Consider the following 18,822-nt stretch of genomic DNA (forward strand, 5'->3'; position numbering starts at 1 on the left):
CTTGATGAAAAACCAAAGTGAGTACCAACCAAACTCTATGTTTGGGGGTTCCCCCCAAACATAGAATCTCCAACAGAGCCCGCGCCAGCTGTAGGAGCGGGTCTTGCCCGCGATGCAGCCACCGCGAATTCACGGACACCCCACCGACGCCATCGCAGGCAAGCCAGCTCCAACAGAGCTCGCGCCAGCTGTGGGAGCGGGTCTTGCCCGCGATGCAGGCGCCGCGGACTCGCAGGCACCCCACCGACGCCATCGCAGGCGAGCCTGCTCCAACAGAGCCCGGCCAGCTGTAGGAGCGGGTCTTGCCCGCGATGCAGGCGCCGCGGACTCGCAGGCACCCCACCGACGCCATCGCAGGCGAGCCTGCTCCAACAGAGCCCGGCCAGCTGTGGGAGCGGGTCTTGCCCGCGATGCAGGCGCCGCGAAGGCGCTGACACCGCGCCGAAGCCCCGGCATCCCACAGCAAGCTCGGCCGGTTTTCCGTTGAATCAGGCTACGTCTGTGTGCGCCTCAAAACTGTCAGCCCGGGCCATGCGCCACATACGCTGGTAGAACTCGCCGCTGACTGCGCCTGTCAGCAGTTCACCAGGCTTGAGGAATACGTGCAGTTGCGAGAACAGTTTGATCTCGGTCGCGGACATGCGCCGTACCAGGTGTTTGGCTTGCAGCTGTGAAGGGTGATCCAGGCCAGCCGCCGCGAGCATTTCGGCCAGGGCCTTGAGGGTGTTGCGGTGGAAGTGGAACACCCGCTGGGCTTTGTCGGGTACCACCAAGGCGCGCTGGCGCAGTGGGTCCTGGGTTGCGACACCGGTTGGACACTTGTTGGTGTGGCAGCTTTGCGACTGGATGCAGCCGATGGCGAACATGAAGCCGCGCGCCGAGTTGGCCCAGTCGGCACCAATGGCCAGGACACTGGCAATGTCGAAGGCACTGACGATTTTGCCGCTGGCACCCAGTTTGATTTTGTCGCGCAGGTTCAGGCCGACCAGTGTGTTGTGTACGAACAGCAGGCCTTCACGCATCGGCACGCCGATATGGTCGGTGAACTCCACGGGCGCCGCGCCCGTGCCGCCTTCTTTGCCGTCGATGACGATAAAGTCCGGCAGAATGCCGGTTTCCAGCATGGCCTTGGCAATACTCATGAATTCCCACGGGTGGCCCAGGCAGAATTTGAAGCCTACCGGCTTGCCGCCGGAGAGTTCGCGCAATTGGGCAATGAACTGCATCAGCTCGATCGGGGTCGAGAAGGCGCTGTGTCGTGACGGTGAGATGCAGTCTTCGCCCATGGCTACGCCACGGGTTTCGGCGATTTCACGGGTGACCTTGTGCTTGGGCAGTATGCCACCGTGGCCGGGCTTGGCCCCTTGGCTCATCTTGATTTCGATCATCCGTATTTGCGGGTTGCGCGCCTGTTCGGCGAAGCGCTCAGGGTCGAAGCGACCCTCCGCCGTGCGGCAACCGAAGTAGCCGCTGCCCAGTTCCCAGGTCAGGTCGCCGCCATGCTCGCGGTGGTAAGGGCTGATGCTGCCTTCGCCAGTATCGTGGGCGAAGTTGCCGAGTTTGGCGCCCTGGTTCAGCGCACGAATGGCATTGGCGCTGAGTGCGCCAAAGCTCATGGCCGAGATGTTGAACACCGAGGCTGAATACGGCTGTGTGCATTGCGGGCCGCCGACCATGACCCGAAAGCTGTTCGGGTCGCTCAGTGGCGCCGGGCGCATGGAGTGGCCAATGAACTCAAAGCCCGATTGGTAGACATCGATCAGCGTGCCAAAGGGCTTGTCCGAGGCTTCGTTCTTGGCTCGGGCATAAACCAGTGAGCGCTGCGCGCGCGAGAAGGGCAGGGCATCACTGTCAGCTTCCAGCAGGTACTGGCGGATTTCCGGTCGAATACCTTCGACCAGATAGCGGATGTTGCCCAAAATCGGGTAATTGCGCCTGACGGCGTGGCGACTCTGCAGTAAATCAACCAGGCCAATCAGGCTAAGTACGCCTGTGGTCAGGGTGAAGGGCCAAAGCCAGTCGTTTTCAAGAAACGGCAGGCTGGCGAGGGTGAACAGAACACAACAGACAAAAAAGGCGTAGCGACTGAGAAGTGACAGGCTCATACAGGGTCCTTGCGATGGCTCGGTCAGGCTCAGGGCCTGGGCAAGGCTGGACCATAGCCCGGTTCAGGATTCAAACGCCAGCCCAGGGTCTCCCGGTGAGGTCTGTGTTCAGAAATCTTGCGTGTATCATTGCCCGTTCTCCGTGAAGAGCCGACCATGACCAAGATCATTCGCATTGCCGCTGCCCTGTTGATCGACCCGCAGGGTCAAACCCTTCTTGTGCGCAAGCGTGGTACGCAGGCGTTCATGCAGCCAGGCGGCAAGATTGAAGCCCATGAGCAACCTGTCGATGCCCTGGCCCGTGAGCTGCACGAGGAACTGGGCTTGCAGATCGACCCCTTGAAAGCAGGCTACCTTGGCGTATTCAGCGCGCCAGCGGCCAACGAGCCTGGGTTTGAGGTGCAGGCGGAGCTGTTCCAGGTTCATACCGACGCCAGTGTCGAGCCCGCAGCAGAAATCGAGGAGGCCGTCTGGGTCGATGCAAACGCGACCCTGAACCTTGAACTGGCCCCCTTGACCCGAGACTGGATTCTGCCGCTCTACAGAACGTTGACGCACGCTCCAGCCTGATCCTTCAACGCACCGCGCTGACGCCGTCGAGCGTGGAGAAGGAGGTGTCCTTGGCGGTCAGCAGGAAGTCGCGCATGTACGGGGCGTCGAGCATATCGGTACGTACCGCCGCGTACAGCGTGGCGAACAGGCCTTTCTCGCCCAGACGCTTGCCCTTCACATAACCACGTGAGCTGTACTCGTGCAGCGCCCAATGTGGCATGCCGCAGACGCCGCGGCCGCTCGCGACCAACTGCATCATCATCACCGTCAGCTCCGCGGTACGCACCTGTGCGGGCTCGATGTCGGCCGGCTCCAGGAAACGGGTGAAGATATCCAGGCGGTCGCGCTCCACCGGGTAGGTAATCAGGGTTTCGCTGGACAGGTCTTCGGGTACGACATAGCTCTTGCCCGCCAGAGGGTGCTGATTGGCGACGGCCAGCATGGCCTCGTAAGTGAACAGCGGAACATAGGTGATCCCGGCCAACTCCAGTGGGTCGGAGGTCACCACCAGGTCCAGGTCACCACGTGCCAGTGCGGGCAGCGGTGCAAAGGCGAAACCCGAGGCCAGGTCAAGTTCGACCTCCGGCCAGGCATCGCGGAACTGGTCGATGGTCGGCATCAGCCACTGAAAGCAGCTATGGCATTCGATGGCCATATGCAGGCGCCCTGCAGTACCGCCGGCCAAACGCGCAATATCGCGTTCGGCGCTGCGCAGCAAGGGCAGGGTGGCGTCGGCCAACTGCAGCAGGCGCAGGCCGGCACTGGTGAAGCGCAGGGGTTTGGTCTTGCGCATGAACAGTTGCATACCCAGGCGCTCTTCCAGCTCCTTGAATTGATGCGACAGCGCCGATTGGGTCAGGTGCAGGCGTTCTGCTGCCTCTACCAGGCTGTCGGCCTCGCGCAAGGCGTGCAGGGTTTTCAGGTGACGAATTTCAAGCACCGGAAGGCTCCATGAGTAAACTTTGAGATGAACACGAATTTATTGAGTTTGTCTCAAGTTGCCTCGGCTGTCGACAATAGCGTCATCTTTTACAGGGAGCACGTTTTGTCATGGCACTGGCCCACAACCTTGGTTTTCCGCGCATCGGCGCTGACCGTGAATTGAAAAAAGCCCTGGAGGCCTATTGGAAAGGCGACCTGGATCAGGCAGGGCTGTTGGCGGTTGGCCGTGAGTTGCGCGCGCGCCATTGGCAGGTTCAGAAAGAGGCGGGTATCGAACTGCTGCCGGTCGGGGACTTCGCCTGGTACGACCAGGTACTGGCGCACTCGGTAGCCTTCGGCGCCATTCCTGAGCGCTTTGCCGCGACCAGGGGCGATGACGGTCTGCCAACCCTCGATACCGTGTTTGCGATGGCGCGTGGTGCAACGACCTGCTGCGGTAGTTCGCAGGGGCAAGCCCAGTACGCTCAGGAACTGACCAAGTGGTTCGATACCAATTATCACTACCTGGTGCCAGAGTTCAGTGCCGATCAGCGTTTCCTGCTCAGTTGGGAACAATTGTTCGATGAGGTCGCTGAAGCGCAAGCGCTGGGCCATGCGGTCAAGCCGGTGCTGATCGGCCCACTGACCTACTTGTGGCTTGGCAAGGCCAAGGGCGAGGGCTTCGACAAGCTCGACCTGCTTGAGCGACTGCTGCCCGTGTACGGTGAGATTCTCAGCCGCCTGGCTCGGCAAGGCGTGGAGTGGGTGCAGATCGATGAGCCAATCCTGTGCCTGGATCTGCCGCAGGCGTGGAAGAGTGCCTTTGAGCGGGCTTATCACATTCTTCAGTATTCCCCTCTGAAAAAGCTGGTTGCGACGTACTTTGGTGCCCTGGAGGACAACCTGGGGCTGGCCGTCAGCCTGCCGGTGGATGGCCTGCATGTCGACCTGGTACGTGCGCCGGAGCAACTCCCGGCAGTGCTTGATCGTCTGCCGAGCTACAAGGTGCTGTCGTTGGGCGTGGTCAATGGCCGTAACGTCTGGCGTTGCGACCTGGACCAGGCGCTGGAGCAACTGCAGCAGGCGCGTCAGCGCTTTGGCAGCAACCTCTGGGTCGCCGGCTCCTGCTCACTGTTGCACAGCCCGGTGGACCTGGCGCGTGAGGACAAGCTCGATGCCGAACTGAAAGGCTGGCTGGCGTTTGCCGTCCAGAAATGCAGTGAGATTTCTGTATTGGCAAAGGCGCTGAACAACCTGCAGGACGCTGACGTGCAGGCCGCCTTGAGCAGCAGCCGCGCGGTAAAACACAGCCGGGCGCAATCGTCACGTATTCACAAACCGCAGGTTCAGGCGCGGGTTGCTGCGGTGAGTGCTCGCGACAGTCAGCGTCAGTCACCTTTCGCCCAGCGTATCGAAGCGCAGCGGCAGCGATTGAAGTTGCCTGCCTTCCCGACCACCACCATTGGCTCGTTCCCGCAGACGTCGGCGATTCGTCTGGCACGTCAGGCCTATAAGCAAGGCAAGCTGTCGGCCAGCGACTACACCGATGCCATGCACAGCGAAATTCGTCATGCGGTAAAGGTGCAAGAGCGCCTGGGGCTGGATGTGCTGGTACATGGTGAAGCCGAACGTAACGACATGGTCGAGTATTTTGCCGAGCAACTGGATGGCTATGTATTCACCCGTTTCGGCTGGGTGCAGAGTTATGGTTCGCGTTGCGTCAAACCAGCGATCATTTATGGCGACCTGAGCCGACCGCAAGCCATGACGGTGGCCTGGATCGCGTACGCTCAGCGTCAGACCGACAAGGTCATGAAAGGCATGCTGACAGGCCCGGTCACGATGTTGATGTGGTCCTTCCCGCGTGAAGATGTCTCGCGCAAGGTTCAGGCGCAGCAACTGGCGTTGGCGATTCGTGATGAAGTTCAGGATCTGGAAAAGGCCGGCATCAAGATCGTTCAGATCGACGAGGCGGCTTTCCGTGAAGGTTTGCCATTGCGCCAAGCTCAATGGCAGGGCTATCTGGACTGGGCGGTGGAGGCCTTCCGGCTGTGTTCCAGCGGGGTGCGTGACGATACCCAGATTCATACCCACATGTGCTACAGCGAGTTCAATGATGTGATTGAGGCGATTGCGGCAATGGACGCCGATGTCATCACCATTGAGACATCGCGCTCGGACATGGAGCTGTTGGAGGCCTTTGAAGCGTTCGACTACCCCAATGACATTGGCCCCGGTGTCTATGACATTCACTCACCACGGGTGCCGGACACCGCCGAGATGGTCAAGCTCATCAGCAAGGCCGCCACGCGTATTCCGGCCGAGCGCCTCTGGGTGAACCCGGATTGCGGCCTGAAGACGCGTGCCTGGCCGGAGACCGAAGCAGCCTTGGTTAACATGGTGGCGGCGGCACGGCAGTTACGCAGCCAGCTTGCATAAGGCAATGGGCCTGCGGCGTTAGCCGCAGGTCTGACCATTTGGCGATTGTCATGAAACGGTCACTGTTTTGTGGCAGCGCGCCCGAATGAAAGTCATCAGACTCGCGCTCTACTGGGGATTTGCATTCTGGTGTTTCTGTCATGCGGGCATTTTTCTTTTTTGTCGCACTGCTGTGCGGTGCACCTGCGTTCGCCGCGTCACGCTGTGACGTCAACGTGCCAACTGAGCGGGTCGAACTGGCGCAGGTCAGCCTGGCTTATCAAAGTATTGGGCGTCGCTCCGACCCTGCGCTGTTGTTGGTCATGGGCCTGGGCGGGCAACTTATCCATTGGCCGGATGAGGTGGTGGCTGCGCTGTGCGAGCAAGGCTTTCGGGTCATTCGCTACGACAACCGCGACGTTGGGTTGTCGGCCTGGAGTCAACCACCGGTCAGCGCCAACCTGACCTACGAAGTACTGCGCTACAAAGTCGGGCTGCCGGTGTCGGCGCCTTATACCCTGACGGACATGGCCGAAGATGGCCTGGGGTTGATGGACGCGTTGCAGGTCAGGCGCTTTCATGTTCTGGGTGTGAGCATGGGCGGGATGATCGCTCAACACCTGGCTGACCTCGCGCCGCAGCGGGTAGAAAGCCTGACGCTGATCATGTCCAGTTCCGGCGCTTCCGGGTTGCCTGCGCCGAACCCGGCACTGGTGGAGCAACTGGCCCGGCGTGGAGCGCCGAGCCGGGAGGCAGCCATTGAGCAGCAAGCCGATCTGCTTGCCGCCTTGGGCAGCCCGCAGGTGATGGACGACCGGCAGGTGTTGTTGCAACAGGCCGCGGCATCCTACGACCGTGCATTCAACCCTGATGGGGTCAAGCGGCAGATCATGGCCATCCTCGCCGAACCCAGCCGTGTCGAACTGCTCAACCGCTTGCGGCTGCCGACACTGGTGGTGCATGGCACGGCTGATCCGCTGTTGCCGGTGATGCATGGTGTGCACCTGGCCGCGCATATTCAGGGCAGCCAGTTACGCTTGATTCCCGGCTTGGCGCATCGCTTTCAGGAGCCGTTCAAGGCGCCTTTGCTTGAGGCCGTATTGCCTTACCTGCGTCAGCATCGCGAAGACCTCAGCCACTGGGCTCAGCTTTAGTGAAAGCGTACCCAGACGCTTACCAGTACCGTTGCAGCGATCAGCCAGGCGACAGCGGCCAGGGCCAGTGAGGTTTCAAGGCGCAGGCGGTCTACCAGCAGGTAGAGTGCGGCGAGGTAGACGAAGTAGGGGATGATCGACCACATGCCAAACAGGATGGTGGTCTTCAGGTCGTCCACGGAGCGGCCCTTGCCGACAATGTAGTGGGCGATCAGGGCGAAGGTGGGGAACAGCGGGACGAGCCCGGCGATGTAGTAGTTGCGGGTTTTGGCCAGGGCCGCGAGTATCACCACGACAGCAGCGCCGAGGCAGGCTTTGAGTAACAGATCCACGTTGATTCTCTATCCAGTGGCATCACGCCCGGGCATCAGCCCAGGCCGTATTTCTTGACCTTGTCGAACAGCGTGGTTTTGGCCATGCCCAATTCCTGGCTGGCCTGGCTGAGGTTGCCACCGGTGCGTTGCAGGGCGTCGCTGAGCAGGTTGCGTTCAAAGGCTTCGACGGCTTCGGAAAAACCCAGGCCCTGCGCAGGGCTGGAACCGGCTTTCTTGAAGGCCGGCAGGCCCAAGGCATAGCGCTCTGCAACGTTGCGCAGTTCGCGGACATTGCCCGGCCAATCGTGCGCCATCAGGCGTGACAGGGTCTGGCTGTCGAGCGCTGGTACTTCGCGATCAAAGCGCAATGATGCCTGCAGCAGGAAGTGTTCGAACAACTGCAGGATGTCTTCACGACGCTCGCGCAGCGGTGGGAGTTCCAGCGTCACCACGTTCAATCGGTAGTACAGGTCGCTGCGGAACTGGCCGGATTGGCCGAGGGCGTCGAGGTCGGCTTTGGTGGCGGCAATTACCCGGCAGTCGACCGCGATGCTCTGGTTCGAGCCCAAGCGCTCCAGGGTGCGTTCCTGAAGGACTCGCAACAGTTTGATCTGCAGGTTGATCGGCATGCTTTCGACTTCATCGAGGAACAGCGTTCCGCCATTGGCGTGTTCGATCTTGCCGATCCGGCGTTTGCCGGCCCCGGTGAAGGCATTGGCCTCATGGCCGAAGATTTCGCTTTCAAACAGGTTCTCTGGCAGGCCACCGCAATTGAGTGCAACGAACGGTTGACCCTGGCGTCGGCTGAAGTCGTGCAGGCAGCGCGCCACCAATTCCTTGCCGGTACCTGTTTCACCTTCGATCAGCACGTTGGCCGAGGTGTCGGCGACGTTGGCAATCAGTTCACGCAGCTCCTGCATGGCCGGCGAACGGCCGATGATCCGGCCTTCCAGGGTGCTTTGCTCGGCCAGCTGACGACGCAGGGCAAACACTTCGCGGGCCAGGCCACGCTGTTCGAGGGCGCGGCGGACCACGTCGACCAAACGCTCTGGCGAGAAGGGTTTTTCCATGAAGTCATAGGCGCCATTGCGCATGGCGCCCACTGCCATATTGATGTCGCCGTGACCTGTGATCAGTACCACCGGCAGGCTAGGGTCGCGGGCTTTGAGTCGACTGAGCAACTCCAGGCCGTCGATGCCAGGCAGGCGAATGTCACTGACGACGATTCCCGCGAAGTCATCGCCGATCCGCTGCAGCGCGTCTTCAGCGCTGCCGACACCCTCACTGGCGATGTCCTCCAGTGCCAATGCCTGCTGGCAGCCGAGCAACACATGCGGGTCATCTTCGACGATCAGGACGGTAAGTGGCGCTTGGTTCATAAGGACTCGGCAGGTTCTGAGGCGGCGGACACCAGGGGCAGGCTGAGGATGAACGCGGTACCGCCACTGGCGGGGTGTTCGACACTCAGGCTGCCGCCGGCAGCGGCGGCAAGGCTGGCGGACAAGGTCAGGCCCAGGCCCAGGCCGTGCTCTCCGGGTTTGGTGGTGAAAAAGGGTTCAAACAGGTGCTTACGTGTTTCATCGTCAATGCCATGACCGTTATCGCGTACACGCAGACGGTACTTGTCGTTCAGCAGTTCGCCTTCCAGCCATAGCTGTGGTTGGGGCTGCGCGGCCATGGCATCGAGGGCGTTGCCGATCAGGTTGACCAGAATCTGCTCCAGCCGCGTCTGGTCGATGGCCAGTTGCTGGTCGTCGAACGCGTTGTGCACCTGCAACTGGCTGCTCGCGATACGGTTGCCGAGTACCTGCAGGCTGGCCTCCACCGCTTTGCTCAAGGAGGCTTGGCCACCGTCATCACCACGTCGTGCAAATGAGCGCAGGCTGGCGGTGATGCGGCCCATGCGATCGATCAGGTCGTTCATGGTCAGTAGGTTGGTACTGGCTGTTTCCAGCGCACCGCGTTCGAGGAAGCGAACGGTGTTGCCGGACAATGTGCGTAATGCCGCAAGCGGCTGGTTGAGTTCATGAGCGATGCTGGTAGACATCTGGCCGATGGCCGCCAGCTTGCCAGCCTGAACCAGTTCGTCCTGAGCATGGCGCAGTGTCTGTTCGGCATGGCGCCGTTCACGGATCTGGCCCTTGAGGCGTTCATTACTGGCGCGCAGATCGGCTGTTCGTTCGGCGATCTTGCGCTCCAGCTGGCTATTGGCTTCTTCCAGGGCTTCTCTGGCGGCCAGGCGCGTGGCGATCACTTTACGCCGCTCGTTCCAGGCAATCAGGAGGATGGCCAGCAGTGCGAAGGCCACAGCCGCCAGTACCCCCTGAATGATGGACTCGCGGCGCAGGTCCTGCAGTGGTGTCAGCAGGGTAAAGTGCCAAGGGGTATCACTCAGGCGGCGAGTCTGGGCCAGGTAGGCGACTTCATGGTGGCTGTCACCGAGCTCGGCATTGGCCGGGAAACTCAGCTTCTCCACGCCGTCGCCCAGTTTCTCGCGCGACAGCGGCTGCAGTTCGTTGAGTGGCCACCAGTAGTATTGCAGGCTGCGCGCCAGGCGCTCCTTGGTTTCCGGTGTCAGTGGTCGTACTGACTTCAGACGCCGTGCAGGGTCGCTGGAGAGGATGATGATGCCATTCTCATCGCTGACGAAGGCTTCCAGACGTGCCCGTTGCCAGCGTTCTTCGAGGGCTTCAAGGCGCACCTTGATGACTGCAACGCCAATGATCTTGCCATGCTCTTCCAGGCCGTGTGCCAGGTAATAGCCGGGTTCGCCCGTGGTGCTGCCAATGCCATAGAAACGCCCAGGCTGGCCGCGCACGGCATCCTGGAAGTAGGCACGGAAGGACAGGTCTTCGCCCAGGTAGCTGTCGACATCGCGCCAGTTGCTCGTGGCCTGTACCCGGCCGCTGGTGTCCAGGACATAGATCGCCCGGCTGCGGCTGCGTCGGTTCAGGCCCTCGAGGTATTCATTGACGGCCTGGCGATGTTCGCCATCCGTTTCGTTCAGCAGGCTTGAGACACTCTGCTCCAACTCCAGCAAGCTTGGCAGGTAGGTGTACTTGCTGATTTCGCTCTCGACCGCTCGCGCATGCAGCTCAAGCTGGCGTTCGCCTGTTTCGCTCAAGGTGCGTATGCCGTTGTGCTCGCTGATCAGAAAGCCGGCCACGCCCAGGCCGATCATCAGCAGGAGGATCAGTGGTGGCAGAAACAGGTGACGGATCAGACGGGGTTTCACGGCAAGTGCAGGCTTGGCTGGGCGAAAGAGCGTAGGGTCGCATTTCATCACAGTGGCCTTGGTACGACCAGCGCCGCCTGCCCGGCGAACACCGGACAGGCGGCAGTGGTGCATTAGTGTTGCAGGATCTTGCTGAGGAAGTGCTGTGTGCGCTCATGGCGCGCATCGGTATTACCGAAGAACTCCTCTTTCTGGCAGTCCTCGATGATCCGGCCCTGGTCCATGAAAATCACCCGGTTGGCGACCTTGCGAGCGAACCCCATTTCGTGGGTCACGCACATCATGGTCATGCCTTCGTGTGCCAGCTCAACCATGACGTCCAGTACTTCGTTGACCATCTCAGGGTCCAGTGCCGAAGTCGGTTCGTCGAACAGCATGACGATCGGGTCCATCGACAGCGCGCGGGCAATTGCCACACGCTGCTGTTGACCACCTGAGAGTTGCCCTGGGTGCTTTTTCGCATGGGCACTGAGGCCAACGCGGTCCAGCAAGGCCAGGCCTTTCTTGGTCGCTTCGGCTTCACTGCGGCCCAGCACCTTGCGCTGGGCAATGGTCAGGTTCTCGGTGATGGTCAAGTGGGGGAACAGCTCGAAATGCTGGAACACCATGCCCACTCGCGAACGCAGTTTCGGCAGGTTGGTCTTCGGATCGGCAATCGAGGTGCCGTCGACAATGATGTCGCCTTTCTGGAACGGCTCCAGTGCGTTGACGCATTTGATCAGGGTCGATTTACCCGAGCCCGACGGGCCGCAGACCACGACCACTTCGCCTTTTTTGACTTCGGTGCTGCAGTCGGTCAGTACCTGGAAGTCGCCGTACCACTTGTTGACGTTCTTGATAGAGATCATACGGTTAACCTTTTCTGCAGACGCTTGACCAGGAAGGAGGCGGAGAAGCTGATAACGAAGTACACGGCACCGGCGAACAACAGAAACTCGTTGGATTGCCCGATGATGTCGCCGCTGGCACGTGCGGAGTTGAGGAAATCTACCAGGCCGACGGTGTAGACCAGCGAGGTGTCTTGAAACAGGATAATGCTCTGCTGCAGCAGCAGTGGGGTCATCTTGCGAAAGGCCTGAGGCAGGATGATCAGGCGCATGGTTTGACCGTAGGTCATGCCCAGTGCCTGCGCAGCACCCATCTGGCCTTTGGCGATCGACTGCACACCAGCACGGACGATCTCACAGAAGTACGCCGCCTCGAACATCATGAACGCGATCAGGCACGAGGTGAACGCCCCGACGGGTGTGTCTTCGCCGGTAATCCAGCGCAGCACGAACGGTACCGCCAGGTAGAACCAGGTGATGACCAGCAGCAGCGGAATGGAGCGGAAGTAGTTGACGTAGGCACCCGCGAGATTGGCCAGCAGCTTGTTGGAGGACAAGCGCATCAGCGCCAGCACGGTACCCAGGGCAATACCGCCAATGACCCCCAGGACCATGAGTTGCAGGGTCATCAGCATGCCGTTCCAGAGGGCCGGCAGGGCGGGAATGATTCCACTGAAGTCCATCATTTACCTCCCACGGAGATCAGGCCAGGCACGGCGACTTTCTTCTCGATCAGACGCATGAGCAGCATCAGGCTCATGTTCAGAGTGAAGTAGATCAGGGTGGCCAGGGTGAAGGCTTCAAACAGGTTTGCGGAGAACTCGGCGGTCTGCTTGGTCTGTGCCAGCAATTCCATCAGGCCGATCAGCGAGGCCACCGAGGAGTTCTTGAACACGTTCAGGAATTCCGAGGTGAGCGGCGGAATGATGATCCGATACGCTTGCGGCAGCAGTACGTTCCAGTAGATCTGCGGCAGGCTGAAGCCCATGGCGCGCGCGGCGGACTCCTGGCCTCGTGGCAGCGCCTGGATACCGGTACGGACTTGCTCGCAGACTCGTGCAGCCGTAAACAGACCCAGGCAGATCACCACGCTGATGAAGGCCGAGGTGGTCGGATTGAGGTCTTGCTTGTACCACTCCTGCAGCCCTTCGGGCAGCATGTCCGGTATCAGGAAGTACCAGATGAACAGCTGCACCAGCAGCGGTACGTTACGAAAAAGTTCCACGTAGGCCGTGGCAATACCCGATACCAGACGGTTCGGGACGGTGCGCATGACGCCGAGTACCGAACCCAGCAACAGCGCAATGACCCAGGCGGCGGCGGCAATGCCGACGGTCCAGCCTAGCCCGGAGATGAACCAGTCGAGATAGATCTCGCTGCCCACGCCGGTGGACTTGAAAAAAACGCCCCAGTCCCAGTTGTAATTCATCGGGGTCTCCCCTCAGATCAGTTGTTTCACGGGCACCTTCGAGCATCCGAGTGCGCACAGGGCGCCCTCGGATGAAAGGTTAGTCACTGCCTGGGATCAGGACTTCTTTTCGTCTGCAGCTTTGTCAGTGGGGTTGGCGATGAGCGCCTTGAGCTCGTCGCTCATCGGGAACATCAGGTTCAGGCCTTTTGGCGGAATTGGCTGCTGGAACCATTTATCGTAGATCTTGTTGATCTCGCCTGATTTGTAGAGTGCAACGATCGCGTCATCGACGGCTTTCTTGAAGGGCGCATCGCCTTTGCGCACCATGCAACCGTAGATCTCATAGGACTGCGGGGTGCCGGTCACTTCCCAGTCGGTTGGCTTCTTGGCCTTGGCCATTTCGCCAGCGAGCAGGGCGTCATCCATCATGAAGGCAACGGCACGACCGGACTCGAGCATCTGGAAGGACTCACCGTGGTCCTTGGCCGAGATGACGTTCATCTTCATCTGCTTGTCGGCGTTCATCGCCTTGAGGATGCGCTCGGAGGTGGTGCCGGCGGTGGTGACCACGTTCTTGCCGGCCAGGTCCGGGAAGTCCTTGTACTTGGAGTCCTTTTTCGTCAGCAGGCGGGTGCCGATCTCGAAGATGCCGACCGAGAAGTCGACCTGTTGCTGGCGTTCGACGTTGTTGGTGGTCGAACCGCACTCGACGTCCACTGTGCCGTTCTGCACCAGCGGAATACGGGTTTGCGAGGTCACCAGGTTGTATTTGACCTGAAGGTTTGGTGCGTCCAGGTCCTTCTTGAGGGCCTCGACGATTGCCAGCTGGATGTCGTGTGCATAACCGACCGGTTTGCCCGATGCGTCAGCGATGTAGGAGAACGGAATGGAAGCGTCGCGGTGCCCCAGGGTAATGGTGCCCGATTCCTTGATTTTCTTCAGCGTGCCGGTCAGATCGGCGGCAAATACTGGCGTGCTGATCAAAGCGGCCGCGATAGCGGCGCCCAACAGGTGGGGAACGATACGCATCAAAATTTCCTCGACGTTGTTTTTTTTATGGAGCCTTTGCTGGGCTCATTCGTTCAGCGAACACTGCAATCAAGCGGTTTGCGCATTCGGGTACTGAGTGTAGAGCATGAGTCGTGCCAAGCCCCGGAATCTATTGTAACGCTATGATTTTATTGAATATTAATTTGATTTTTCAGTTTTTGATGGCGCTTATTCGTACGGCTTGCCGAACATCGTCATGTGACGCGTTCGGAAGGCCGAACGCTTTTAGGGTGGCATACGTGCGTGTGCAGGTGTTGATTTCCAGGGGAGGCGGGGGTAGTTGAGAGCGGTTGATCCCGCAAACGGCGGGCGCCCGGAAACATTGCCTGCTGCTCCAGGTACGGCCTAGAAAGCAGTATGACCTTGCTGGCAACGGAGCCAGAGAACTTACAAGGAGAGCATCATGAGTACAGCAATGAAGCAGTATTTCGTTGAATCCAGCAACGGCGGTGATGATGACGACGAAGATGCCGAGCATGGACACGGCTGGCGCAAGGCTTGACCTGAGTCGGGCGAACGTAACAGTTTAGGTTCGCCTAACCCGGGCAAAACGTTCCGCTCAGGCTCAGTGCCGTTTGGTTCGGCACATGAGCGTGAGCGGACCTCTCGGAAATCCGATACCAGATTCTGGTGTCGGATTTTTTATGCGCTGTCACCTGTGAGTCAAACGGCTCAGGCCGCTTCGGACTTGCTGCGGTTCAGTGCGACGCGGAGCAGGTACTGCTTTAGTTTCTCTTGCTCGGCTGGGCTGGTGAACAGCCCAAGCTTGGTTCGCCGCCAGAGAATATCCTCGGCGCTGGTAGCCCACTCTTCGCTGCACAGGTAATCCACCTCGCGGGCGAACAATCCCCCACCCATGGCTTCACCGAGGTCTTCGGGGCCCTGGACGCCTTCGAGCAGGCGCCAGACGCGGCTGCCGTAGGTCAATGCCCAGCGTTGAGCGATGGCACTTGGCAGCCAGCCGTATCGGGCCTGGATGCTCTCGCTCAGCGCCTTGGGTGTGCTCATGTCTTCGCCGCCCGGCAGTGGGGCGGTGGCAGTCCAACTGCCTTTCATTTGCGTGAAGAATGGCGCCAGCTCACGCATGGCCGACTCGGCGAGCTTGCGGTAAGTGGTCAGTTTGCCGCCAAACACCGACAACAAAGGCGCTTGTTCAGCCTCGGCTGAAAGGGACAGGGTGTAATCGCGCGTGATGGCCGATGGATTGTCCGACTCGTCGTTGCACAGCGGACGAACACCAGAGTAACTGTTGACGATATCGGCACGGCTTAACGGGTGTTTGAAGTGGTCATTGACCACCTTGAGCATGTAGTCGGTTTCCGCCTCGGTGATGACCACCTTGTTGGGGTCGCCATTGTACTCGCGGTCTGTCGTGCCAATCAGGGTGAAGCGCTCCAGATACGGAATGGCAAACACAATGCGCTGGTCTTCATTCTGCAGGATGTAGGCGTGCTCGCCTTCGTACAGCTTCGGCACAATCAGGTGGCTGCCCTGGATCAGGCGAATCCCGTAGGAGGTATCGAGCTTCAGGTCATCCTTGATGAACGTTGCAACCCAAGGGCCTGCGGCATTGACCAGTGCCTTGGCCTGGATCGTCTGTTGGGTGCCGTCGGCGCGCTCGATTTGTACACGCCACAGGCCGTTGACGCGATGAGCGCCGAGGCAGCGGGTATGGGTCAGGATGTGCGCGCCGTTTTCCCGGGCCGCCATGGCGTTGAGTACCACCAGGCGGGCGTCATCTACTGCACAGTCGGCATACTCGAAACCACGGGTGATCACCGGCTTCAGCGGGCTGCTCGGACCGAAGCGCAGGCTACGCGATGCACCGAGGCGTTTGCGTTTACCCAGGTGGTCGTAGAGGAACAGGCCCGCGCGAATCATCCAGGCTGGGCGCAGGTGAGGGCGGTGAGGCAGTACGAAGCGCATCGGCTTGACGATGTGCGGGGCCTTGGCCAGCAGTACTTCGCGTTCTGCCAATGCTTCGCGTACCAAGCGAAACTCATAGTGCTCCAGATAGCGCAGGCCACCATGGATCAACTTGCTGCTGGCAGACGAGGTATGGCTGGCCAAGTCGTCTTTTTCGCAAAGCAACACTGACAGCCCGCGCCCTGCTGCATCTGCGGCAATCCCTGCGCCATTGATACCGCCGCCGATCACGGCGATGTCATAGGTTTCATCGAGGGTAGTGGGCGCTTGGCGGGAGAGGGACACGGGCGGCTCCTGAATTTGAATGTGAACATTGATGTTCATTTTCGAAAATATTAGCGCAATGGCATAGCCGCCGCTAGCCGGACTTGATAGAAAATGCTGATCTACAGGTCTAAATGAAAAATAACGAACATGATGGGCGGCTGTCGTTGGCGGCAGCCGTGAGGGGAGGGGCTAGACGACTTCCAGGCGGATCTTCTGCTGGTTGAGCAACTGAGTCAGTGCGGCGACGGGCTGCTGATCGGTGACCAGGCAGTCCACCAGGCTGATTGATCCCAGGCGTACCATCGCGTTGCGCCCGAACTTGCTGGAGTCGGCGGCCAGGATGACCTGCCGTGCATTGGCAATGATGGCCTGGGATACACGCACTTCCTGGTAGTCGAAGTCCAACAGGCTGCCATCTTCATCGATGCCGCTGATGCCGACCAGGGCGAAGTCGACCTTGAACTGGTTGATGAAGTCGACACTGGCTTGGCCGACCACACCGCCATCGCGGCGTACGTTGCCACCGGCCAGCAGTACTTCGAAATCGTCTTTTGCACTCAGGATCGAGGCTACGTGAAGGTTGTTGGTGATGATTTTCAGGTGGTTGTGATTGAGCAGCGCGCGCGCAATGGACTCGGTGGTGGTACCAATGTTGATGAACAGCGACGCATGGTCGGGAATTTGCGCTGCGACAGCTTCGGCGATGCGTTGTTTTTCGTCGCGCATCTGATCGGCGCGCATCGCGTAGGCGGTGTTTTCGATGCTGGAGTCGTAGGCGGCGCCGCCATGGTAACGGCGCAGCAGGTTGACTTCGGCCAGTTGATTGATGTCCCGCCGAATGGTTTGCGGCGTCACGACGAACAGTTGGGCCATTTCCTCGATGCTGACATAGCCGCGTTCGCGGACCAGTTCGAGGATTTGCTGCTGACGAGGAGGCAGGTTCATGGGCTGTCCTTTGGGCGGCCGGGCAAATTTCTCCATGATGCCGGAGGAAATCTCCTACGACCAGCCCGGAGGATGGCACAACGCCTTGCATTGACCTGCGGCCTTGGCGCCGGCAAAGCCGACGCCCAGCGTTTTCGCGCTGCCTTCAAGGGGCACTGCGGTGGTTTCAGTTCTCGTCGTGCGGTTCCCAGTCACGGGTGCGGTCTACGGCTTTGAGCCAGCCGGCATACAGTTTTTCTTTCTGCACTTCATCCAGTTGCGGGGTGAACGTGCGTTCGATGATCGCTTTGCCGCGCAGTTCGTCCAGGCTACTCCAGAAGCCGCATGCCAGGCCGGCGAGGTAAGCAGCACCGAGGGCGGTGGTTTCGCGCATCTGTGGGCGCTCAACGCAGGTGCCGAGAATATCGGCCTGGAATTGCATCAGGAAGTTGTTGGCGACTGCACCGCCATCGACGCGAAGGGCGCTCAGGCGTTCGCCGCAATCCTGTTGCATGGCGTCGAGTACGTCCCGGGTCTGGTAGGCAATCGACTCCAGGGCCGCTCGGATAATGTGGTCAACCTTGACCCCTCGGGTCAGGCCGAACAGCGCACCGCGGGCATAGGGGTCCCAGTAAGGGGCGCCAAGGCCGGTGAACGCTGGCACCAGGTAGACCCCGTTGCTGTCCTTGACCTTGCTGGCGAAGTACTCGGTGTCGTGGGCGTCATTGATGATTTTCAGTTCGTCACGCAGCCACTGTACGGTGGAGCCACCGTTGAATACGGCGCCTTCCAGGGCGTAAGCCACTTCGCCGCGAGGGCCGCAGGCGATGGTGGTGAGCAGGCCGTGAGACGACGTGACGGCCTTTGTTCCGGTGTTCATCAGCAGAAAGCAGCCGGTGCCATAGGTGTTTTTTGCCTGCCCGGCGTCCACGCACATCTGGCCGAACAGTGCGGCCTGCTGGTCGCCGGCGATGCCTGCAATGGCGATGCCGCTTTTGGTGTGCCCGTACACCTCGGAGGAGGCGCGAACCTCAGGCAGCATTTGGCGAGGAATGCCCAGGACTTGCAGCATCTTCTCGTCCCACGCCAGGGTGTGGATGTTGAAGAGCAGGGTACGCGAGGCGTTGGTGTAGTCGGTGACGTGAACCTTGCCGCCAGAGAATTTCCAGATCAGCCAGGTATCGATTGTGCCGAACAACAGGTCGCCTTTTTCAGCGCGCTCGCGGGCACCCTCGACGTTGTCGAGGATCCATTTGAGCTTGGTGCCGGAAAAGTAGGGGTCGGTCACCAGGCCTGTGGTTTCGCGAATGTAGTCCTGCAGGCCATCGCGCTTGAGCTGTTCGCAAATTTCGGTGCTGCGTCGGCACTGCCAGACGATGGCGTTGTAGATCGGCCGACCGGTTTCCTTGTCCCAGACCACGGTGGTTTCGCGCTGGTTGGTGATGCCGATGGCCGCCACTTGATCATGGCTCAGGCCTGCCTGGGCCAGCGCCTCGACCATGGTTGCGCTCTGGGTGGCGAAGATCTCCATGGGGTCGTGCTCGACCCAGCCAGCCTGAGGGTAGTGCTGTGCGAACTCGCGCTGCGAGGTGCCGACCACGTTGGCGTCCCGGTCGAAAATGATGGCCCGCGAACTGGTCGTGCCCTGGTCCAGGGCAATGATGTAGTTCTTGTTATGGGTGTCTGTCATGTCGTTGGCCTTGCACTAAATAAGGTGG

At 60.2% G+C, this 18,822-nt stretch carries 15 protein-coding genes; 3 read left to right on the forward strand and 12 right to left on the reverse strand.

The window, feature by feature from the left end; translation table 11 throughout:
• Positions 1 to 488: 488 nt before the first annotated feature.
• Positions 489 to 2,105, reverse strand: a complete 1,617-nt coding sequence (locus CYD26_RS23065; RefSeq protein WP_102053765.1) for an FMN-binding glutamate synthase family protein — start codon at positions 2,103 to 2,105, stop codon at positions 489 to 491.
• 156 nt (positions 2,106 to 2,261) lie between these two features.
• On the opposite strand from CYD26_RS23065, the gene CYD26_RS23070 reads away from it, so the two are divergent.
• Positions 2,262 to 2,675 (forward strand): NUDIX domain-containing protein, encoded by a 414-nt coding sequence (locus tag CYD26_RS23070; protein WP_102053766.1) that lies wholly within the window; start codon positions 2,262 to 2,264, stop codon positions 2,673 to 2,675.
• 4 nt (positions 2,676 to 2,679) lie between these two features.
• On the opposite strand, the gene metR is transcribed toward CYD26_RS23070, so the two are convergent.
• Positions 2,680 to 3,597, reverse strand: a complete 918-nt coding sequence (gene metR, locus CYD26_RS23075) for a transcriptional regulator MetR (protein WP_065759335.1) — start codon at positions 3,595 to 3,597, stop codon at positions 2,680 to 2,682.
• Positions 3,598 to 3,707: 110 nt separating this feature from the next.
• Here metR and metE point away from each other — a divergent pair, with 110 nt between their 5' ends.
• Complete coding sequence (metE, locus tag CYD26_RS23080) at positions 3,708 to 6,017, forward strand: 5-methyltetrahydropteroyltriglutamate--homocysteine S-methyltransferase (protein ID WP_102053767.1); 2,310 nt, start codon at positions 3,708 to 3,710, stop codon at positions 6,015 to 6,017.
• Positions 6,018 to 6,157: 140 nt separating this feature from the next.
• The gene (locus tag CYD26_RS23085; RefSeq protein WP_102053768.1) at positions 6,158 to 7,150 is read left to right on the forward strand and encodes an alpha/beta fold hydrolase; all 993 of its coding nucleotides are present in this window, start codon (positions 6,158 to 6,160) and stop codon (positions 7,148 to 7,150) included.
• Here CYD26_RS23085 and CYD26_RS23090 read toward each other — a convergent pair.
• The 10 genes from CYD26_RS23090 to glpK form a co-directional block, all read right to left on the reverse strand.
• A complete protein-coding gene (locus CYD26_RS23090) occupies positions 7,147 to 7,482 on the reverse strand; it encodes a GlpM family protein (protein WP_102053769.1) in 336 nt (111 codons plus the stop codon). The genes CYD26_RS23085 and CYD26_RS23090 overlap by 4 nt on opposite strands.
• 35 nt (positions 7,483 to 7,517) lie before the next feature.
• Positions 7,518 to 8,843 (reverse strand): sigma-54 dependent transcriptional regulator, encoded by a 1,326-nt coding sequence (locus CYD26_RS23095; RefSeq protein WP_102053770.1) that lies wholly within the window; start codon positions 8,841 to 8,843, stop codon positions 7,518 to 7,520.
• Positions 8,840 to 10,747 (reverse strand): ATP-binding protein, encoded by a 1,908-nt coding sequence (locus CYD26_RS23100; RefSeq protein WP_102053778.1) that lies wholly within the window; start codon positions 10,745 to 10,747, stop codon positions 8,840 to 8,842. The genes CYD26_RS23095 and CYD26_RS23100 overlap by 4 nt, the downstream gene beginning before the upstream one ends.
• A gap of 65 nt (positions 10,748 to 10,812) precedes the next feature.
• Positions 10,813 to 11,547, reverse strand: a complete 735-nt coding sequence (locus CYD26_RS23105; protein WP_102053771.1) for an amino acid ABC transporter ATP-binding protein — start codon at positions 11,545 to 11,547, stop codon at positions 10,813 to 10,815.
• Positions 11,544 to 12,212, reverse strand: a complete 669-nt coding sequence (locus CYD26_RS23110; RefSeq protein WP_102053772.1) for an amino acid ABC transporter permease — start codon at positions 12,210 to 12,212, stop codon at positions 11,544 to 11,546. Before CYD26_RS23110 ends, CYD26_RS23105 begins: the two co-directional genes overlap by 4 nt.
• The gene (locus tag CYD26_RS23115) at positions 12,209 to 12,955 is read right to left on the reverse strand and encodes an amino acid ABC transporter permease (RefSeq protein WP_102053773.1); all 747 of its coding nucleotides are present in this window, start codon (positions 12,953 to 12,955) and stop codon (positions 12,209 to 12,211) included. The genes CYD26_RS23110 and CYD26_RS23115 overlap by 4 nt, the downstream gene beginning before the upstream one ends.
• 96 nt (positions 12,956 to 13,051) lie before the next feature.
• The gene (locus CYD26_RS23120) at positions 13,052 to 13,966 is read right to left on the reverse strand and encodes a glutamate/aspartate ABC transporter substrate-binding protein (RefSeq protein ID WP_065759327.1); all 915 of its coding nucleotides are present in this window, start codon (positions 13,964 to 13,966) and stop codon (positions 13,052 to 13,054) included.
• Positions 13,967 to 14,659: 693 nt separating this feature from the next.
• Entirely contained in the window at positions 14,660 to 16,198 is a 1,539-nt protein-coding gene (glpD, locus tag CYD26_RS23125; protein WP_256588064.1) for a glycerol-3-phosphate dehydrogenase, read from the reverse strand.
• A gap of 171 nt (positions 16,199 to 16,369) precedes the next feature.
• On the reverse strand, positions 16,370 to 17,125 hold the full coding sequence (gene glpR / locus CYD26_RS23130) for a DNA-binding transcriptional repressor GlpR (protein WP_099775620.1): 756 nt from the start codon (positions 17,123 to 17,125) through the stop codon (positions 16,370 to 16,372).
• Positions 17,126 to 17,291: 166 nt separating this feature from the next.
• Complete coding sequence (gene glpK / locus CYD26_RS23135) at positions 17,292 to 18,794, reverse strand: glycerol kinase GlpK (RefSeq protein WP_065759324.1); 1,503 nt, start codon at positions 18,792 to 18,794, stop codon at positions 17,292 to 17,294.
• Positions 18,795 to 18,822: the final 28 nt, after the last annotated feature.

The sequence above is a fragment of the Pseudomonas sp. FFUP_PS_473 genome, assembly GCF_002858665.1.
GTDB classification, from domain to species: Bacteria; Pseudomonadota; Gammaproteobacteria; order Pseudomonadales; family Pseudomonadaceae; genus Aquipseudomonas; species Aquipseudomonas defluvii.